This window comes from Micromonospora sp. ZG13, from assembly GCF_059359355.1.
This window is the reverse complement of sequence record NZ_JCADBQ010000006.1, coordinates 13,982-31,154: the sequence shown is the minus strand read 5'-3', so window position 1 is coordinate 31,154 and position 17,173 is coordinate 13,982. Positions and strand designations below refer to the sequence as shown.

General features: G+C 74.2%; 12 protein-coding genes. 6 read left to right on the top strand and 6 right to left on the bottom strand.

What is annotated here, in order from left to right:
* The first annotated feature begins 36 nt into the window (after nt 1-36).
* Nucleotides 37-729 (top strand): DUF3159 domain-containing protein, encoded by a 693-nt coding sequence (locus AC5L34_RS15005; protein WP_494825399.1) that lies wholly within the window; start codon nt 37-39, stop codon nt 727-729.
* Nucleotides 730-1,013: 284 nt separating this feature from the next.
* Here AC5L34_RS15005 and AC5L34_RS15000 read toward each other — a convergent pair whose 3' ends face one another.
* Nucleotides 1,014-3,905, bottom strand: coding sequence for a glycoside hydrolase family 48 protein (locus tag AC5L34_RS15000; protein ID WP_494825760.1), 2,892 nt, complete (start codon nt 3,903-3,905; stop codon nt 1,014-1,016).
* A 958-nt stretch (nt 3,906-4,863) separates the two neighbouring features.
* Between AC5L34_RS15000 and AC5L34_RS14995 the strand changes: the two genes are divergently transcribed.
* Nucleotides 4,864-6,321 carry a GH1 family beta-glucosidase gene (locus tag AC5L34_RS14995; protein ID WP_441175986.1) on the top strand — a complete coding sequence of 486 codons (1,458 nt, stop codon included), beginning with the start codon at nt 4,864-4,866 and terminating at the stop codon, nt 6,319-6,321.
* A gap of 72 nt (nt 6,322-6,393) precedes the next feature.
* On the opposite strand, the gene AC5L34_RS14990 is transcribed toward AC5L34_RS14995, so the two are convergent.
* From AC5L34_RS14990 to AC5L34_RS14980, 3 genes are all read right to left on the bottom strand, one after another.
* Complete coding sequence (locus tag AC5L34_RS14990; RefSeq protein WP_088999490.1) at nt 6,394-6,816, bottom strand: roadblock/LC7 domain-containing protein; 423 nt, start codon at nt 6,814-6,816, stop codon at nt 6,394-6,396.
* On the bottom strand, nt 6,813-9,362 hold the full coding sequence (locus AC5L34_RS14985; RefSeq protein WP_494825396.1) for a sensor histidine kinase: 2,550 nt from the start codon (nt 9,360-9,362) through the stop codon (nt 6,813-6,815). Before AC5L34_RS14985 ends, AC5L34_RS14990 begins: the two co-directional genes overlap by 4 nt.
* Nucleotides 9,363-9,461: 99 nt before the next feature.
* Nucleotides 9,462-10,841, bottom strand: a complete 1,380-nt coding sequence (locus AC5L34_RS14980; RefSeq protein WP_441175988.1) for an FGGY family carbohydrate kinase — start codon at nt 10,839-10,841, stop codon at nt 9,462-9,464.
* A gap of 254 nt (nt 10,842-11,095) precedes the next feature.
* Here AC5L34_RS14980 and AC5L34_RS14975 point away from each other — a divergent pair, with 254 nt between their 5' ends.
* A complete protein-coding gene (locus AC5L34_RS14975) occupies nt 11,096-13,024 on the top strand; it encodes an anthranilate synthase family protein (RefSeq protein ID WP_494825394.1) in 1,929 nt (642 codons plus the stop codon).
* 136 nt (nt 13,025-13,160) lie between these two features.
* On the opposite strand, the gene wrbA is transcribed toward AC5L34_RS14975, so the two are convergent.
* On the bottom strand, nt 13,161-13,778 hold the full coding sequence (wrbA, locus tag AC5L34_RS14970; RefSeq protein WP_494825392.1) for an NAD(P)H:quinone oxidoreductase: 618 nt from the start codon (nt 13,776-13,778) through the stop codon (nt 13,161-13,163).
* Between the two features lie 118 nt (nt 13,779-13,896).
* Between wrbA and AC5L34_RS14965 the strand changes: the two genes are divergently transcribed.
* A complete protein-coding gene (locus AC5L34_RS14965) occupies nt 13,897-14,385 on the top strand; it encodes a GNAT family N-acetyltransferase (RefSeq protein ID WP_441175991.1) in 489 nt (162 codons plus the stop codon).
* Between the two features lie 211 nt (nt 14,386-14,596).
* Here AC5L34_RS14965 and AC5L34_RS14960 read toward each other — a convergent pair whose 3' ends face one another.
* On the bottom strand, nt 14,597-14,992 hold the full coding sequence (locus tag AC5L34_RS14960) for a DUF4190 domain-containing protein (protein ID WP_441175992.1): 396 nt from the start codon (nt 14,990-14,992) through the stop codon (nt 14,597-14,599).
* Between the two features lie 139 nt (nt 14,993-15,131).
* Between AC5L34_RS14960 and AC5L34_RS14955 the strand changes: the two genes are divergently transcribed.
* A complete protein-coding gene (locus AC5L34_RS14955; RefSeq protein ID WP_441175993.1) occupies nt 15,132-16,241 on the top strand; it encodes a winged helix DNA-binding domain-containing protein in 1,110 nt (369 codons plus the stop codon).
* 170 nt (nt 16,242-16,411) lie between these two features.
* The gene (locus AC5L34_RS14950) at nt 16,412-17,146 is read left to right on the top strand and encodes a YsnF/AvaK domain-containing protein (protein WP_441175994.1); all 735 of its coding nucleotides are present in this window, start codon (nt 16,412-16,414) and stop codon (nt 17,144-17,146) included.
* The last annotated feature ends 27 nt before the right edge of the window (nt 17,147-17,173 follow it).

Sequence of the window (17,173 nt, the reverse complement as noted above, 5' to 3'; positions counted from 1 at the left end):
GACGGCTAGGTTGGTGGCGGACGTGAGGAGGGTGCGGTGAGGCGTACACCGGAGCGTGCGGCGGCCCCGGCGGACCGGCCGGAGACGCTCGCTGACCTGCTCGGCGGTCGCCGGGGCGCGATCGACGCCAGCCTGCCGCCGGTGGCGTTCGCACTCGGCTGGCTGCTCGGCGGGCACTCGCTGTGGGGCGGGGTGGGCGCGGCGGTGCTCACCGGCGCGGCGCTGGCCGGCTGGCGGCTGCACCGGGGCGGCCGGCCGCGTTCGGTGCTGATCGGGCTGCTGGCCGTCTGCGTGGCGGCGCTGGTCGCGTTGCGCACCGGTCGCGCCGAGGACTTCTTCCTGGTCCAGTTGTTGTCCAACGCGGCGAGCACGCTCGCCTGGGTGGTCAGCATCGTGGTGCGCTGGCCGCTGCTCGGGGTGGTGGTGGGCGCCGCGCTCGGCCAGAAGACCCGGTGGCGCCGGGATCCGGCGCTGCTGCGGGCGTACGGCCGGGGCAGCTGGGTGTGGGCGCTGTCCTACGTGCTGCGGGTGGCGGTGTTCCTGCCGCTGTGGCTCGGCGGTCAGGTGGTCGCGCTGACGGTGGCCCGGGTCGCGTTGTCCTGGCCGCTGGTGGCGGCGGTGCTCGCGGTGAGCTGGGTGGTGGTGCGCCGGTCGCTGCCGGCCGGCCATCCGGGGCTGCGTCACCCGGTCGTGCCGGCCACTGCACCGGTGGAGCCGGCGGGAAAGTAAGGGAGAGGCCGCCACGGGGGGAGCGGCCTCTCCGGTGACGTACGTTACTCCGTTACGGCCTCGCACGTGATCCCGTGGTGGCCGGTTTTTCGGGCGTTTTCGCGCCCGGTGCGTATCCGGGTGTGGTGGGGTGGGCCGGCTGCCCCGCTGCGTCGGCCGGTTGGCCGGCCCACCCCGGCCTGACCGTGGGAGTCAGGCCGTCCGCCGACCGGGTGTCTCCGCTCCCCCAGGGCCCGGTCGGCCCCCGGGTGGGCGGGCCGCGCCGCCCACCCGGAGGAGTCGGTTCAGCCGTTGGGGAACAGCTTGCCGTAGTCGGCGTACGCCATGGCGACGTCCGCCTGCGCCCAGAACCGGTGGTACTTGAACTCCGGCTCGGGACCGCCGTCGAGGTACGCCTGGACCTTCGGCCAGGCCGGGTCGTTCTTGTAGAAGGAGCGGATGTCGAGGAAGCTCTTGCCCGCGGCGATGGCGTCGCCGTTGGGCATGGTCCCCGTCCAGCCCGGCGGCACGTACAGGCCCTGGCCGGTGCTGGCGTCGTAGACGTCGTCGAAGCGGCGGTAGTCGCCGCGCTTCTCCACGGTGGAGACGCCCTGCGCGTCGCTGGCCGCGTGCAGCGCGTCCAGCAGCCCCTTGGCGGTGGTCTTCGCCGCCGCGTTGCCCGACTTCGCCGCGTACGCGATGAGGGTGCGGGCGTAGGCGGCGGCGATGCCGACGTCCTGGCCCTTCACCGTGACCTCGACGTGCAGGTTGGTGTTGGGCTGCGGGTTGGCCGGGTTCCAGGTGGTCGGCTGGCCGGTCCACTTCATGTCCGACGGGATCGACCAGTTGGTGCCCAGCGTGGTGTTGGCGATCGCCCACGGCACCCACTTGTCGAGCAGGGCCTTGGCCTTGGCGTTGCCGGTCTCCAGGTACAGCTCGGCGATGCGCTGCATCGACCAGGCCTGCATGCCGAACCACTGGTTCGACGGCGGGTCGTTGTAGACCGGGTCGACGTCGTAGTACATGCCGTAGAAGGTCGACGTGCCGGCCGGGGGCTGACCGTAGTGCCCGCCCCAGCTGTTGGTCGCGCCGCCGGCGATGCCGCCCTCGGCGGACTGGAGCCAGGTGTAGAACTCCAGCTGCCGCTCCAGGCTCTTGGTCCAGTCGGTGACGGCCGTCGGCGACTTCGGCTTCAGCTCGTTGACGTTGGTCAGCGCCCAGGCCGCGAACGGGTTCTGGTAGCCGAAGTGGTTGTGGCTGGAGCCGATGCGCCACGACCAGTTCTGGTTCGGCTCGTACGCGCCGCCCCAGGCGTAGTACCAGGACATCAGGTAGTGCGCCGAGTCCTTGCCGGTGCCGGCCGGGCAGGTGGACGCCCCGACGCAGTTGCCGATCTTCTTGAAGTACTTGTCGAACATGGCGTAGCGCAGGTAGTCACCCATCTTGGCGGCCTTGGCCACGGTGGCCGCCACGTCGGCCTCCTTGCCCTGCTCCTTGGCCCAGGTCAGGGCCCAGTACGCGGCCTGCACGGCGCGGGCGTCGGCGTCGGGGGCGTTGGTGTACTTCCACTGCTTCGCCGGCGCGTTCGCCTCCTTGACGAACAGGTCGAGGTAGCCGTTGGGGCCGCCGTGGGCGAAGGTGTCGCAGGACGGCTGCGGCACGGTCTCCCACACCGACTCCTGGGTGCCCCGCTGGAAGGTGTTGATGTACGCCGGCCGGGTGGTGCCGTCGCCGCAGCGGCCGTAGCCGTAGGTGTTGTCCACGTCGAGCAGCCAGTGCATGCCGTAGATGTCGCCGGTGCCGTACGTGTTCTGCAGTTCCGCGCGCAGCGGGTCCTGGCCGACCGGCACGGACGGCTCGAGCTGCGACGGGTACTGGCTGGGCAGGTCGTGCTCGGCGGCGTACTGCGCGGTGCCGGCCGCGCCCGCGGTGGGCTGGTCGGCGTGCGACGGGATGATGTACTTCTCCATCACCGTCCAGGAGTTGTTGAACGGCGCCCAGTTCTGGGTCACCCGGCCGTACTGGGCCTCCAGCCACAGCCAGAAGCTGAACGCCTCGGAGGTCGTCTCGTGGCCGTGGTCGGGCGCCTCGACGATGAGCGTCTCGATGGAGTGGTACGGCACGCCCTCGGGGCTGAAGTAGCCCGAGTTCTTGATCTTGCCGTACTGGTCGAGGAACCGCTTGACGTAGGTGTTGTCCCCGCCGCCGGTGTCGTTGTCGATCTCGGTGGCGGTGATGGCCAGCGGGGCGTAGCCGGTGGCCGAGGCGGTGACGGTGGCGGTGCCGCCGAGCGTGTCGGCGTCCTCGGCCGCCGCGACGGTCACGTTCACCCCGGTGTTCCAGTTGCTCGGGGTCAGCGTCACCGAGGCCGGCGAGACGGTGATGTCGGTGTCGCCGGTGCGGGCCAGCGAGACCGGCACGTTGGCCGTGGGCGCCGCGCTGAGCTTGAGGTTGACCGTCGAGCTGCCGCCCTCGGTCACGCTCACCGCCGACGGGGTGGCGACCAGCACCGGCCCGGACGCCGCCGTGACGGTGAAGGACTTCTCGGCGGTGGCGGTCAGGTTGGCGTTGTCGTACGCCTTGGCCTGCACGGTGTACGCGCCGGCGGGCAGGTCTTCGAGGGTGTAGCCGTACGGGGCGGTGGTGTCGGTGTTGACCAGCAGGCCGTTGCGGTAGAACTCGACCTTGCTGATCGTGCCGTCCGGGTCGCTGGCGGTGGCGCTCAGCGGCACGTCGGCGGGGGCCTCGAACGGGCCGGCCGGCACGTTGAGCGCGACCGTCGGCGGCTGCTGCTGGGTGCCCCCGCAGGTGACGCCGTTGACCGAGAAGGAGGTCGGCTTCGGGTTGGCGCCGCTGTGCGTGCCGTTGAAGCCGATGCTGGTGGAGGCGCCGGTGCCGATGCTGCCGTTCCACGCCTCGTTGGTGGCCGTGACCTGGTTGCCGCTCTGGCTCCACTTGGCCGACCAGCCCTGGGTGACCTTCTGGTCGCCGGGGAAGGCGAACTTCAACGTCCAGCCGTTGATCGGGTCGCCGAGGTTCTTGATGGTGACGTTGGCGGTGAAGCCGTTGCTCCAGTCGCTCGTCGCGTAGACCACGTCGCAGGCGGGGGCGGCCTGCGCGGCGCCGGCCGGCAGGGTCACCCCGCCCACGGCGAGCGCGGCGGCGGCGACCATCGCCAGGCGGCGACGTCTTGCCAGATTTCTCATGTGCGCGGTGTCTCCTCGGACCTGGCCGGGGACGGTGCGGCCCCGGCGGGGCGCCCTGCCCGCGAAGGTGGTCCGGGCGCCCGGGATGGTGGTCGCCCCGGCCCGAGGCCGGGGTGCGGCGGGCGGCGCCCCGTGCGGGGCGGCGACTCCACCGGTGCGTCGGATGCCGTACCGGAGACACCGGCTGCCCTCGGCGACCCACGCATGCGCGATCTGGCTCCGCGTCGCGGTGGCGTCAGTGTGCCATGCATGGAAGCGCTCCCACAATGGCCGGTCGCGCGTTGGGGCAGCAACATGTTTCGATCTCGTTTTGGGGCTTTCACAAAGCCGTGACGGGCGTTACAGTCGCAGCATCGGTCGATGGGAGCGCTTCCATCGACGGAGTTGCAACTAGAAGATCACCCGGGGTCCGTCGGACGACGGAACCCGGGGAGTCAGCCCGAGGCTGACGGCGGGCCAGCCCGGACACCGCCGTCAGCCATCCCGCCAACACGGAGGGAGGTGGATCCTCTAGCCACTCGCGTGGCCCGGCTCCCGCGCGACACGCACGACAGGACGCCAATTCCGCCCGTGCGTGTGCAGCAATGGTGGGGACGGGGGTTGCCCTCCCCCGTCCCCACACTAAACCCCCTTGCACGATGGGAAAAGAGGCCGACGGGACTGGCCGTGTCGCCGTTCCGACCGGCCTCGCACGCTGTCCGCCCGTACCGCCCGGTCGACGCCCCGCGCCCCCGGCGCCCCGGCGTCCCGCGGCCGGTCGCCCCGAGCGCCGGCGCGCCACCCGCGCCCCCGCTCCCGCACCGCCGTCACGGGCGTACGACGCACCCCTCTTCCACCTTCGGTCGCCCCACCCGCCAGCGTCGGGCGGAGGCGACCGCCCGGGGCCTCCTGCCCTATGCTGGGAGCGCTCCCGGCCCGGCGGTGGCCACGCAGACCATGAGGAGAACCGATGTCGATGCCCACCCCGCGCCCGCCCCACGGCGCCGCGCTCTCCGCCACCGCCCCCGCCGACCCGGCCGGCGCCGGCACGCACGCCACCGCCGTGGCGGGCGACGCGGACCGGCCCGCCGGCCCCGACGCGACGCCGGCGGCCGCCCTGCGCTTCCCCCCGGGCTTCGGCTGGGGCGCGGCCACCTCCGCCTACCAGATCGAGGGCGCCGCCAAGGAGGACGGCCGCGGCGAATCCATCTGGGACACCTTCAGCCGTACGCCCGGCCGCACGCGCAACGGCGACACCGGCGACGTCGCCGCCGACCACTACCACCGCTACGCCGAGGACCTCGACCTGATGCGCGACCTCGGGCTGCACAGCTACCGCTTCTCCATCTCCTGGCCACGCGTGCAGGCCGACGGCACCGGCGCGCCCAACCAGCGCGGGCTGGACTTCTACCGCCGCCTCGTCGACGGGCTGCACGAGCGGGGCATCGCACCCATGGCGACGCTGTTCCACTGGGACCTGCCGCAGGCCCTCCAGGACGCCGGCGGCTGGGAGTCGCGCGACGTCGCCCACCGCTTCGCCGACTACGCCGAGATCGTCTTCCGCGCGCTCGGCGACCAGGTCCCGGTCTGGCTGACCGTCAACGAGCCGAAGACCGTGGTGCAGAACGGCTACCTCGTGGGCCACCACGCCCCGGGCCGGCAGGACCCGGACGCCGCGTACCTGGTCGCCCACCACCTCCACCTGGCCCACGGGCTCGCCGTCGCGGCGCACCGCGCCACCGGCGCCGGCCGGATCGGCCCGGCACTCAACCTGCACCCCTGCTACCCGGCCGACGACTCGCCTGAGGCGGCCCGGGCCGCCCGGCTGCACGACGGCTACGAGAACCGCCTCTACCTCGACCCGATCCTCACCGGCCGCTACCCGCAGGACGTGCTCGACGACCTCGGCCCCGACAGCCGGCTGGTCCGCGGCATCCGCGACGGCGACCTGGCGACCATCTCGGCGCCGGTGGACCTGCTCGCCGTGCAGTACTACACCCCGTACTACCTCGACGGCGACGGCACGACGATCCCGCGCTGGCCCACCTCACAGGCCCCCTGGCAGCAGATCCACCCTGACGGCATGTACGACATCCTGACCCGGGTGACCCGCGACTACGGCCCGATCCCGCTCACCGTCACCGAGAACGGGCTGCCCACCCCGGACACCCTCGACGACGCCGGCACCGTCGACGACGCCGGCCGGGTGGCCTTCCTGCGCGACCACTTCGCCGCCGCCCACCGGGCCGTGGCCGCCGGCGTACCGCTGGAGAGCTACCACGTGTGGTCCCTGCTCGACAACTTCGAGTGGGACGCGGGATACGACGAGCGCTGGGGACTGGTCTACGTGGACTACCAGACCCAGCGGCGCGTGCTCAAGCGCAGCGCGCACTGGTACCGCCAGGTCATCGCCGCCAACGGTCTCTGACCACCCGGCTCCCGCCACCCCGGCACCGGTCGACGGCGCCGGGGTGGGCACCGGGCGGGCGCGCCGCCCCGGTCAGCGGGGCAGGGCCTGCTGAAGCTCCGCCCGCAGCGCCGGGGTGAGCATCTCCCCCGCCTGCTTCGCCAGTCGCGCCATCTCGTAGCCGACCACGCCGATGTCGGCCTCCGCACCGGCCAGCGTGGCCAGGATGGAACCGTCGCGCACCTGCATGACCAGGAAGTAGCCGCGCCCCATCTCGACGACCGTCTGCTTGACGATGTCGCCGTCGAACATCTGCGCCGCGCCCGCCGTGATGCTCATCAGCCCCGAGGTCACCGCGGCGAGCTTGTCGGCGTGGTCGCGGGGCAGGTGGTCGGAGATCGCGACCAGCAGGCCGTCGGAGGAGACCACGATGGCGTGCACCACCCCCGGCACCCGCTCCGCGAATCCGCTGACCAGCCAGCTCAGGTCGCGGGCCTCCCGGCTCAACGTCGTCATCGCTGTCCCCCTTCGGTGCGTACGCCGCCCGGCGGCATGGAAATCTCCGTGGTGTCCTCGGCCTCGGCCCGCCGTACCCCGCTGTAGAGCCGCGACAGCATCCCCCCGACCGCCTCCGGGTCCGGGTCGTGGCGCGCCACCGGCTGCTGTGGCCGGGTGACGGCGGAGAGCTGCGCCATCGGCACCCGCACGGGCAGGCCGCGCTCATTCGTCCCACCGGTGACCGGAACGGCCGGCGGCGTCGGCGAGCCCTGCGGCGCGGAAGCCGGCGACGGCCCCTGCCGGGACCACCAGCCGCCCCCGGCCGACGCGGGCGGGCGTCCCGGCGAGGCGAGCACGTCCTCGGCCCGGACCGGCACCGACCGGGCCTGCCGGGGCGCGGTCTCCGCCCGGCGCCCGGCCACCGGCAGCTCCCCCGCCGGCCGCGCGCCGCCCCACGCCGGCGGACGACCCGCCACCGGCAGCTCGTCCGCCGGCGGCACGCCGCCCCACGCCGCGCCCGCCGCCGTGGCCGTCAGCATCCGCGCCGGGGCGGGCGCCTCCCGATCGGGCGCCGCCGCCAGCAGACCGCCGGGCAGCCGTACCCGGGCCACGAGGCCGCCCTCGCCGCCGTCGAGGCGCACCTCGACGCCCAGCCGGGAGGCCAGGTGACTGACCACGAACAGGCCCATCCGTTCGACCGTCGCCACGTCGGCGGCCGGCGGGGTGGCGAGGACGGCGTTCGCCTCGGCCAGGGCGGCCGCGCTCATGCCCAGCCCCTGGTCGCTGATCTCGATGACCGCACCGGCGCCCTCGGCCCGGGCGGTGACCCCGACGACCGTGTCCGGGCGGGAGAAGGAGGTGGCGTTCTCCAGCAGCTCGGCGAGCACGTGGACCAGCTCGCCGACGGCGTGGCCGACGACGTGCAGGTCGGCCACCGCCCCGTGCCGCACCCGCTGGTACTGCTCGATCTCGGCGCTCGCGGCGAGCAGCATCGCCCCGAGCCCCACCGGCCGGTTCCACCGGCGCGTCGACTCGGTCCCGGCGAGCACCAGCAGGCTGTCGTCGTTGCGCCGCATGCGGGCGGCCAGGTGGTCGAGCTTGAAGAGGTTCTCCAGCTGGTCCGGGTCGCTCTCCTCGCGTTCCAGGTCGTCGAGCAGCTCCAGCTGGCGCTCCACGAGCACCTGGCTGCGCCGGGCGAGGTTGACGAACATCGCGTTGACGTTGCGCCGGGTCGTCGCCTGCTCGACGGCGACGTTGACCGCGCTGCGGTGCACCGCCACGAACGCCTCCGCCAGCTCGCCGATCTCGTCGAGCGAACGGACCACCGCCGGCGGTACCTCGATCGCGGGCACGCCCCCCGTCACGGTCCGCAGCCGGTCGAGGGCCTCCGGCAGCTCCAGCTGGGCGATCCGCAGCGCCTGGCCACGCAGCAGCCGCATCGACCGGGCGATGGACCGGCCGACGAGCACGGAGATGAGCAGGGCCACCAGCAGCACCGAGACGATGCTGCCGACGACCAGCAGCGTCGTACGCAGCTGCGACGCGCTCACCTCGTCGGCCTGCCGTACGGCGTCGTCGAGCACCGACGCCTCGATCCGGCGCAGCAGCTCCTGACGCTGCTCGCTGGCCGCCCACCACTGTGGAGCCGGCAGCACGGCCGGCGCGGCGCCGGTCGGCAGGCTCTGCTCCTCCAGCCGGGTGGCCGCCAGGAACGCCGGGTCCACCGAGGTCTCGTCGTAGCGGCGGACCTGTGCGGCGGTGGCGACGACCCGGAACGCCCCGAGCGCCGTCAGCTGCTGGGCGCGCAGGTCGCTCAGCACCACCCGGTCCTCGACGCCGTACCGGCCGGCGCGGGCGGCCTCGTAGAGCTGGGCGCGGACCCGCGAGGAGAGTTCCTTGACCCGGGCCAGCTGCACGTAGCGCAGCACCGCGTCGCTGAGCGCCGGACGGTCCTCGCCCGGCGACGGCTCGGCGAGCAGGCGCAGCAGCGCGTCGACGGCCCGGTGGTAGCTGCTCAGGATGGTGTCGCTGCCCAGCACCGCCGGGGGGATCGCCGCCCGGATGTAGACGACCTGGTCGTAGGCCTCCAGCACCTCCGAGTACGCGACCCGCCAGGAGGCGTCGGCGTCGGCCAGCGGCTCGGCGGCCCGACGCAGGTCACGCAACGCCTGGTCGGTGGCGCCCTGCAACGGCTTCAGCACGACGATCGCCGCGTCCCGGTCGACGCCCGCGCCGCCCCGGCGCAGCTCGCCCAGCTCACCGGCGGCCCGGTCGCGTTCCTGCTGGAGCTGGTGCACCAGCGCGACGACCTCCCGACCGATGCCCACCTGCTGGGCGAAGTCGCCCAACGCGGTCGTCCGCCCCACCAGGGTGTGGGTCTGCACGCCAGCCAGCACCAGGAACGCGACCGACGGAATGACCAGCACGGTGGCGAGCTTGGTGCGCATCCGCCAGTCCCGCAGCCGGAACGGGGAGCGGCGGCGGTGCGGCACGACCCGGACGTCGAACCGGCGTCGGCGGTGCTGCGACACCGTGCCGTCGGACGGTTCCGGACCTGCCCCCACCCCTACCTCCTGCCTGTCCCGCGTCCGCCGCGAGCCGGGGAGCGGAGTCCATCCAACCAGGCCCGGGAGCGGTGTCAACGGGGCGGGCTGAGGTGCGACTCAGGAGGGTGAGGCGGTGTCGTCCGTCCGGACGATGGCGGCGAGCCGAGAGGCGTCACCCAGGCGATCCATCGCCACCAGTGCCGCGCCGCTCGCCCCGACCTCCGGGTTGCGGCCGTACCACACCGGCCGGGGCGCCAGCGCCGCGGCGAACGTCGTACGCCACCAGCGGGAGGCCGCCACCGCTCCCCCGCCGAGCACCACCTCGACCGGCTCGTCGACGGTGGACTCCAACGTCACCAGGTCGTCGGCGACCAGGTCGCACAGGCCGCGCATCAGCCCCGCCAGGATCTCCACCGCCGTGGTGCCGAAGCTCAGGCCCCCCAGCACGCCCGAGCCCGCCGGCGCCATCCCGGGCGGCCGGTCCCCGCCGAAGCGCACGTTGACCGGCATGCCCCGGTCGTGCGACACCCGGGCCAGGGCCGCGTCCAGCTCGGCGCCCTCGGGCAACCGCAGCTCCCGGTTGGCCCAGGCGAAGAGGTTGCCGCCGGAGGAGTACGCGGCGCCGGTCACCACGTGCTCGTGGTCGACCCGGTAGCGCCAGAGCTGTTCGGGCAGCGCCGGCATGGCCTGCCCCGCAGGAACGCGCTGCACCAGCCGCACCGCCGCCGACGTGCCCACCGTCACCGCGATCCGGCCCGGCTCGACGCAGCCCGAGCCGACGTTCGACGCCGCGCCGTCGCCCACCGGGCCGGCCCAGGGCACGTCGGCGAGCTGCGGCCAGCGCCACGCGTACGCCGGCCGCAGCCGACCCCGCCACCCGCTCGGGGCCAGCTCGGGCAGCTCGCCGGCGCCGCTGCCGGCCAGCGCGCACGCCTCGGCGTCCCAGTCCAGCGTCCGCAGGTCCAGCAGGCCGGTGCCGGAGGCCTGGGAGACCGACATGGGCACCCGACCGAGCAGCTCGCCCAGCACGTACTCGGCCAGGCCGACGAAGCGGGCGATCCGGCCGCCGGTGTGCGCCCGCAGCCAGGGCAGCCGGACCGACCAGTAGCAGCGGTGCCACCACGTGCCCGTACGCCGGTGGAAGTCCGCCGGGTCGGCCGGGCCGGGCGCCCCGGCCGGCACCTCCGGTCGGGTGTCGAGCCAGGTCAGCACCGGCCCGAGGGGCACGTCGTCGGCGCCCACCGGCACCACCGAGTGCCACTGCGCGGACGTCGCCACCAGCGACACGTCGCGCAGGTGGCCGCCGGCGGCCAGCTCGTCCAGACACTCCGCCAGGCAGGCCAGGTAGCCGGGACCGTCCAGGGTGCCGGTGCCGTCGTCGTGCACGACGAGGCTCACCCTGCGCCGGGCCAGCGCGCCGGGCAGCGGGCGGGCGTCCGTGTCCAGCACGAGTCCGCGTACCGAGGAGGTGCCCAGGTCGAGCGCGAGAATGTTCATCGCGGGTCAAGTTACCCGGTGCGCCGTGTCCCGGCGTCCCAGCGGGTGGGCCGTACGCCCGATCGGCTTTCCGTCGCTCACGGCGGACCGTAGGGTGATCGCATGCCCGCGCACCTGTCCTGCTGGTGGCCCGCCGACCCGGCGGCCACCCCCCGCGCGTAGCTTCCCACGCGGCCGCCCGACGAGGCGGCCGCCGGCTTCTCCCCGGCCCTCCCGGCCGCCCCGCCGGGCGCCGCCCGGCCCGAGGAGAACCGATGACCGACCTGACCGCGCTGCTCGCCACCGCCGCCGCCGGCGGCGACCCCGGCCCCTTCGCGCTCGTGCGACGCGAGGGCGCCACGCATCTGGAGCTGTTCACCGGCACGGTACGCACGGCCGACCGGCTCGCCGACCTCCCGCTGCCCGACGGGCCGCCCGGCCCCCGCACCCTGGCGCTGGTGCCGTACCGGCAGGTCACCGAGCGGGGCCTCGCCTGCGTCGACGACGGCGTCCCGCTGGAGTTCCTGCACATCGCCCGGCACGAGCGGGTCGGCCTCGCCGAGGTGCTCGCCGCGCTGCCCGACGCGCCCGTACGCACCGCCGACGCCGGCTTCGACGTCACCGACGACGAGTACGCCGCCACCGTCGGCCGGGTCCTCGCCGAGGAGATCGGGCGCGGCGAGGGCGCCAACTTCGTCATCCACCGCTGTCTGCGCGCCACCGTGCAGGGCCCACCGCTGGCCGCCGCGCTGGCCGCGCTGCGCCGGCTGTTGGCGAGCGAACGGGGGGCGTACTGGACGTTCCTGGTGCACACCGGCACCCGCATCCTCGTCGGCGCCAGCCCGGAGCGGCATGTCAGCGTCGACGACGGCCTGGTCATGATGAACCCGATCAGCGGCACCTTCCGGCACACCGGCGCGGAGGCCGACCGCGCCGCGCTGCTGCGCTTCCTCGCCGACCCCAAGGAGGTCGAGGAGCTGTACATGGTGCTCGACGAGGAGCTGAAGATGATGGCCACGGTCGCCGAGCACGGCGGCCAGGTCGTCGGGCCCCACCTCAAGGAGATGTCCCACCTGGCCCACACGGAGTACCTGCTCGCCGGCCGGGGCACGAAGGACGTGCGGGAGGTGCTGCGGGAGACGATGTTCGCGCCCACCGTCACCGGCAGCCCGATGGAGAACGCCTGCCGCGTCATCGCCCGCCACGAGCGCACCGGGCGGCGCTACTACGCCGGGGTGCTGGCGCTGCTCGGGCGCGACGACGCCGGCCGGCAGACCCTGGACGCGCCGATCCTGATCCGTACCGCCGAGATCTCCCCCGCCGGCGAGCTGCGGGTGCCGGTCGGCGCCACGCTGGTGCGGCACTCGACGGCCGAGGGCGAGGTGGCCGAGACGCACGCCAAGGCGGCCGGCGTACTGGCCGCGCTGGGCCTCGGCCCGCAGGCACCCGCCGCCGGCCCGGGCCCCGCCGTACGCCTGGCCGACGACCCCGAGGTGCGAGCCGCGCTGGCCGCGCGCAACGCGCCGCTGGCCCGGTTCTGGCTGGACCAGCGCTCGCCGGGCGCCGCCGGCCCGCCCGGGCTGGCCGGGCTGCGGGCGCTGATCGTCGACGGCGAGGACACCTTCACCGGCATGCTGGCCCACCAACTGGGCGCGCTCGGCCTCGTCGTGACGCTGCGCCCGTGGCACGCCGCCGGCCGCGTGGACGCCCACGACCTGGTGGTGGTCGGCCCCGGACCGGGCGACCCGGGCAGCGCCACCGAGCCGAAGATGCGTGCGATGCGCGGGCTGCTCGCCGGCCTGCTCGCCGAGGGCCGGCCCACCCTGGCCGTCTGCCTGGGTCACCAGTTGCTCGCCGGCCTGCTCGGGCTGACCCCGCACCGCCGGCACGCGCCCTACCAGGGCCTCCAGCGGGAGATAGACCTCTTCGGCACGCGCCGCCGGGTCGGCTTCTACTCCAGCTTCACGGCGCGCGCCGACGCCGACCGGCTGGTCACCCCGTACGGCCCGGTCGAGCTGGCCCGCGACGCGGCCGACGGCGCGGTGCACGCGCTGCGCGGGCGCGGCTTCGCCGGGGTGCAGTTCCACCCGGAGTCGGTGCTCAGCCCCGACGGCATGGCCGTGCTCGCCGACCTGCTGGGCAGGCTGCTGCCGCCACGGAACCCGTCGACGGCGGCCGCCGGGAGGGTGCCGGAGCGTGCATAGTCGACCCGAACGGGGGTAGGGGTGCTGCGACCGGCGGGCCGGGCGGGCCGAGAGCCCCCGCCCGGACCGCCGGTCGCGTGGCCCGTCGGCGGCGCGCGGCCGACCCGGACGCCGGTGCCGCCGCACCGGTGGCGGCTCAGCCGGCCAGGCCCGCCTTCAGCGCCTTACCGATCTGCACGGCCCGCCGGGCGGTCAACGCGCAGGCGCCGAGCGCGATGTCGTCCGGCGCCGTCTCGCCGTTGTTGCTGGTGTGCGAGGCGCCGTAGGGGTTGCCGGCGACGAACTGGCTCGGGTCGGTGTAGCCGGGGGTCACCACGACCCCGCCCCAGTGGTAGAAGACGTTGAACATCGACAGCAGGGTGGCCTCCTGCCCGCCGTGGGAGGTGGCCGTCGAGCAGAACGCGGAGTAGACCTTGTTCGCCAAAACGCCCTGCGACCACAGCGGCCCGGTGGTGTCCATGAACTGCTTGAGCTGGGCGGCCATCACGCCGTACCGGGTCGGGGTCCCGAAGATCACCACGTCGGCCCAGGACAGGTCGTCGAGCTGTGCCTCGGGGACGTCCTGGGTCTCCATGTGGTGCGCGTGCCAGCCCGAGTTGGAGCGGATCGCCTCGTCCGGCGCCAGCTCACGCACCTTGCGCAGCCGCACCTCGGCACCCGCCTCACCGGCGGCTTCGCACGCCGCCTGGGCCATCTGGTACGTGATGCCGGTGGCGCTGTAGTAGATCACCGCGACCTTGGTCTGGGCAGCCATCGGATGTTTCCCTCCTCATGTCGGGTCAGCTCCGGCGACTACCCGATGTTTGCGTCGTCAAACGGTCGTCCCGGAGGTCGCCCCCTCGGGCCCGCCCGTCGGCAGGGATGCTGGGGGCATGCAGATCAGACCCGCCACACCCGACGACTGGCCGCTGATCTGGCCCTTCCTGCGCACCATCGTGGCGGCCGGCGAGACGTACACCTGGCCCCGCGACGTCGACGAGGAGCGGGCCCGGGCGATGTGGCTGGTGCCGCCGCCGGGGCGCACGGTCGTCGCGGTCGACCGGGACGGCACGGTGCTCGGCTCGGCGAAGCTGGTGCCCAACCAGCTCGGACCGGGCGACCACGTGGCCAACGCCAGCTTCATGGTCGATCCCGCCGCCGGTGGGCGCGGGGTGGGCCGCGCCCTCGGTGAGCACGTGCTGGGGCTCGCCCGCGCCGAGGGCTACCGGGCCATGCAGTTCAACGCCGTCGTGGCGACCAACACCCGCGCGGTGGCGCTCTGGCGGTCACTGGGCTTCGAGGTGGTCGGTCGGGTGCCGGAGGCGTTCCGGCACCCGACCGAGGACTACGTCGACCTGCTCGTCATGCACCGCCGGCTCTGATCCCGGCCGCCGCCGACAGCTCAAGATGTCCGCAAGTTTCGATGCGTTGCGGTGCCGATCCGGCCGTCGGGCGGCGATGCTGGTCGCACCGGTGCCGGCGGACCGGCAGCCGCCCGGCACCGGCCAACCTGAACGGGGGATCGCGCTTGGCCGGCAGCGTCGCCGGCGAAGCGCGATCAGCGCGGGGCGGGCCTGCGTAAGTGGCCACGGCTCAGTTGTCGAGGCGGTCGCGCAGGTCGTCGACCTCCCGTTGGATCCGGTCCACGCCGCCCTCGTTGTTGAGGAAGGTGGTGATCCCGGCGGCGAAGGCCAGCCCGATCAACACCGCCAGGGCGCTGAGCACCAGGCCGCCGATCGCCACGCCCCGGCCGGTCACCCCGGGCCTGCCGGCCATCTTCAGCCCGACGATGCCCAGGATCACCCCGATGATGCCCAGGATCAGGCCGAACCAGGACAGGATCACCGTCAGCACGCTGATCAGCGCGGCCACCCCGAAGACCAGTGCGAAGGCGGCGGCGGCGCTGGTCTTGGCCGATGTGCCGGCCCCGCCCTCGCCGTGGCCTAGCGGTACGGCGCGGCGCCGGGACGGCTCGCTGGACGCAGTCATGTCGCTCCCTCCACGCGCACCGTTGCGCGTATCTCGGCCGGGCGCTTTCCCACTGCGGCCGCCCTTATGCACGCCCTGTGCCGTCGACAGGTCGGTGGGCGGTCCTAGGCTGACGCCGACCTGTTGCGAAGGGAGCCCGATGACGGTGGACCTCGGCGGGCGCGAGGCACTCGCGCTGCGGATGACCAGCCTGCTGCTCCGCCCGCACCCCACGGCGGCGGCGGGCGGGGTCGCCGACGTGGTGGAGTGGTTCGGGGCCATGCAGGCGCAGGACCTCGCCAGCGGCATGTGGTCGCTCGGGGTGCGTCTGCCCGCGCTCGGCCACGCCGACGTGCACGCCGCCCTGGAACGCCGGGAGGCGCTGCGCACCTGGCCGATGCGGGGCACCGTGCACCTCGTCCCGCCCCGCGACGCCCGCTGGATGCTGGAGCTGACCGGCGTACGCTCGCTGGCCGGTGCCGCCACCCGCCGCGCGCGGCTCGGGCTCACCGAGGCCGACGCGCACCGCGCGCTCGACGTGCTCGGCGCCGCGCTGGCCGGCCGCGGCCGGCTCACCCGCGCACGGTGCCTGGCCGCGCTGAACGCGGCCGGCATCGACACCGGCGACCAGCGCGGCTACCACCTGCTGTGGTACGCCAGCGTCCGCGGCGTCACCTGCCTCGCGCCCAACGCGGGCACCGAGCAGACCTTCGCCCTGCTCGACGAGTGGGCGCCCGACGCACGCCGGCCGGAGCGGGACGAGGCCCTGGCGATGCTCGCCCACCGCTACGTCCGCGGGCACGGGCCGGTCACCGCCCGGGAGTTCGCGGGCTGGACGGGGCTCACCCTCACCGACGCGCGCCGGGGCTTCGCGGCGGCCGGCGACGCATTGGCGGTGGTACGGGTCGACGGGGAGGAGACGCACGTCGACGCGGCCCTGCTCGACGCGCCCCGCACGCCGCTCGACGACCTGCTGGTGCTGCCCGGCTTCGACGAATACCTGCTGGGCTTCAAGGACCGCGCACTGATGCTGGACCCCGCCCACGCCGACGCGATCGTGCCGGGCCGCAACGGCGTGTTCCGGGCCACGATCGTCCGCGATGGGCGGGTCGTGGGCACCTGGCAACGCACGGTCGGCAAGAACCGGGTGACGGTCACCGTGTCGCCGCTGGTGCCCCTCGACGAGCCGAGCCGGGGCCGCGTGGAGGGTGCCCTGAGCCGTTACGCCGGCTTCCTGGGCCTGCCGCTGCGCGTCGACTGGCCCGGCTGAGCGGCGCAAGTTCCGCCGGTCCCACCCGCCCCACCCGTCCCACTGGTGACCTCGGCGGTCGCTCCCGGCGCCGCCGGCCCGTGGCGCTGCTCCTATCCGACCGGCCGATGACGAATCCGGGCCGGCCGCTCGGGTATCCGGCCCCTGACACGAGAGGGAGGTAGACGACCATGAAGCTCAACGCACAGCAGGCCAACTCGCTGTACGGGCAGGACGTCAAGGACCGCTCGGGGTCGAAGATCGGAAGTGTGGGTCAGATCTGGACCGACGCCTCCGGTGAGCCGACCTGGGTCAGTGTGAAGACCGGTCTGATGGGCCACAAGGAGTCGATGGCTCCGCTGGACAAGGCCCGGATCACCGACAGCGGGCTGGCGGTCGACTACGACAAGGCCACCGTGAAGAACGCTCCGGCGGTGGACGCCGGCACCGAACAGCCGCTGGACACGGCGGAGATCGAGCAGCTCTACGCGCACTACCGCCTGGCGCCGCAGGCACCGCCGACCGCCGGTCGGGGTCGCACGCCGTCGGCCGACGGGGACCTGATCCGTTCCGAGGAGCGGATGCGGGTCGGCACGGAGAGCCAGCCCGCCGGTACGGCACGGCTGCGCAAGTACGTGGTGACCGAGGACGTGCACACCACCGTGCCGGTCGAGCACGACGAGGTGTACGTGGAGCGGGAGCCCATCGCCGCCCGTGACGCGCGTGGCGTACGGGCCGACATCGGCGAGGCCGAGCAGGAGATGACCCTGCGGGCCGAGCGACCCGTCGTCGGTAAGGAGACGGTGCCCGTCGAGCGGGTCCACCTGGCCAAGGAGGAGGTCGTCGAGGAGCAGCCGGTCGACGACCAGATCCGCCGGGAGCGGGTGGACGCGGACATCCCGGAGCCCAGCCGGCGACGCCGCTGACCGCTGGCACGGCAACGGGCGGGTGGG

What these genes read in the sequence shown, in the direction of transcription:
- AC5L34_RS14960 (WP_441175992.1), bottom strand. Translation starts at nt 14,992, where the DNA reads ATGACTGCGTCCAGCGAGCCGTCCCGGCGCCGCGCCGTACCGCTAGGC.
- AC5L34_RS14990 (WP_088999490.1), bottom strand. Translation starts at nt 6,816, where the DNA reads ATGACGACGTTGAGCCGGGAGGCCCGCGACCTGAGCTGGCTGGTCAGC.
- AC5L34_RS14950 (WP_441175994.1), top strand. Translation starts at nt 16,412, where the DNA reads ATGAAGCTCAACGCACAGCAGGCCAACTCGCTGTACGGGCAGGACGTC.
- AC5L34_RS14980 (WP_441175988.1), bottom strand. Translation starts at nt 10,841, where the DNA reads ATGAACATTCTCGCGCTCGACCTGGGCACCTCCTCGGTACGCGGACTC.
- AC5L34_RS14965 (WP_441175991.1), top strand. Translation starts at nt 13,897, where the DNA reads ATGCAGATCAGACCCGCCACACCCGACGACTGGCCGCTGATCTGGCCC.
- AC5L34_RS14975 (WP_494825394.1), top strand. Translation starts at nt 11,096, where the DNA reads ATGACCGACCTGACCGCGCTGCTCGCCACCGCCGCCGCCGGCGGCGAC.
- AC5L34_RS14955 (WP_441175993.1), top strand. Translation starts at nt 15,132, where the DNA reads ATGACGGTGGACCTCGGCGGGCGCGAGGCACTCGCGCTGCGGATGACC.
- AC5L34_RS14995 (WP_441175986.1), top strand. Translation starts at nt 4,864, where the DNA reads ATGTCGATGCCCACCCCGCGCCCGCCCCACGGCGCCGCGCTCTCCGCC.
- wrbA (WP_494825392.1), bottom strand. Translation starts at nt 13,778, where the DNA reads ATGGCTGCCCAGACCAAGGTCGCGGTGATCTACTACAGCGCCACCGGC.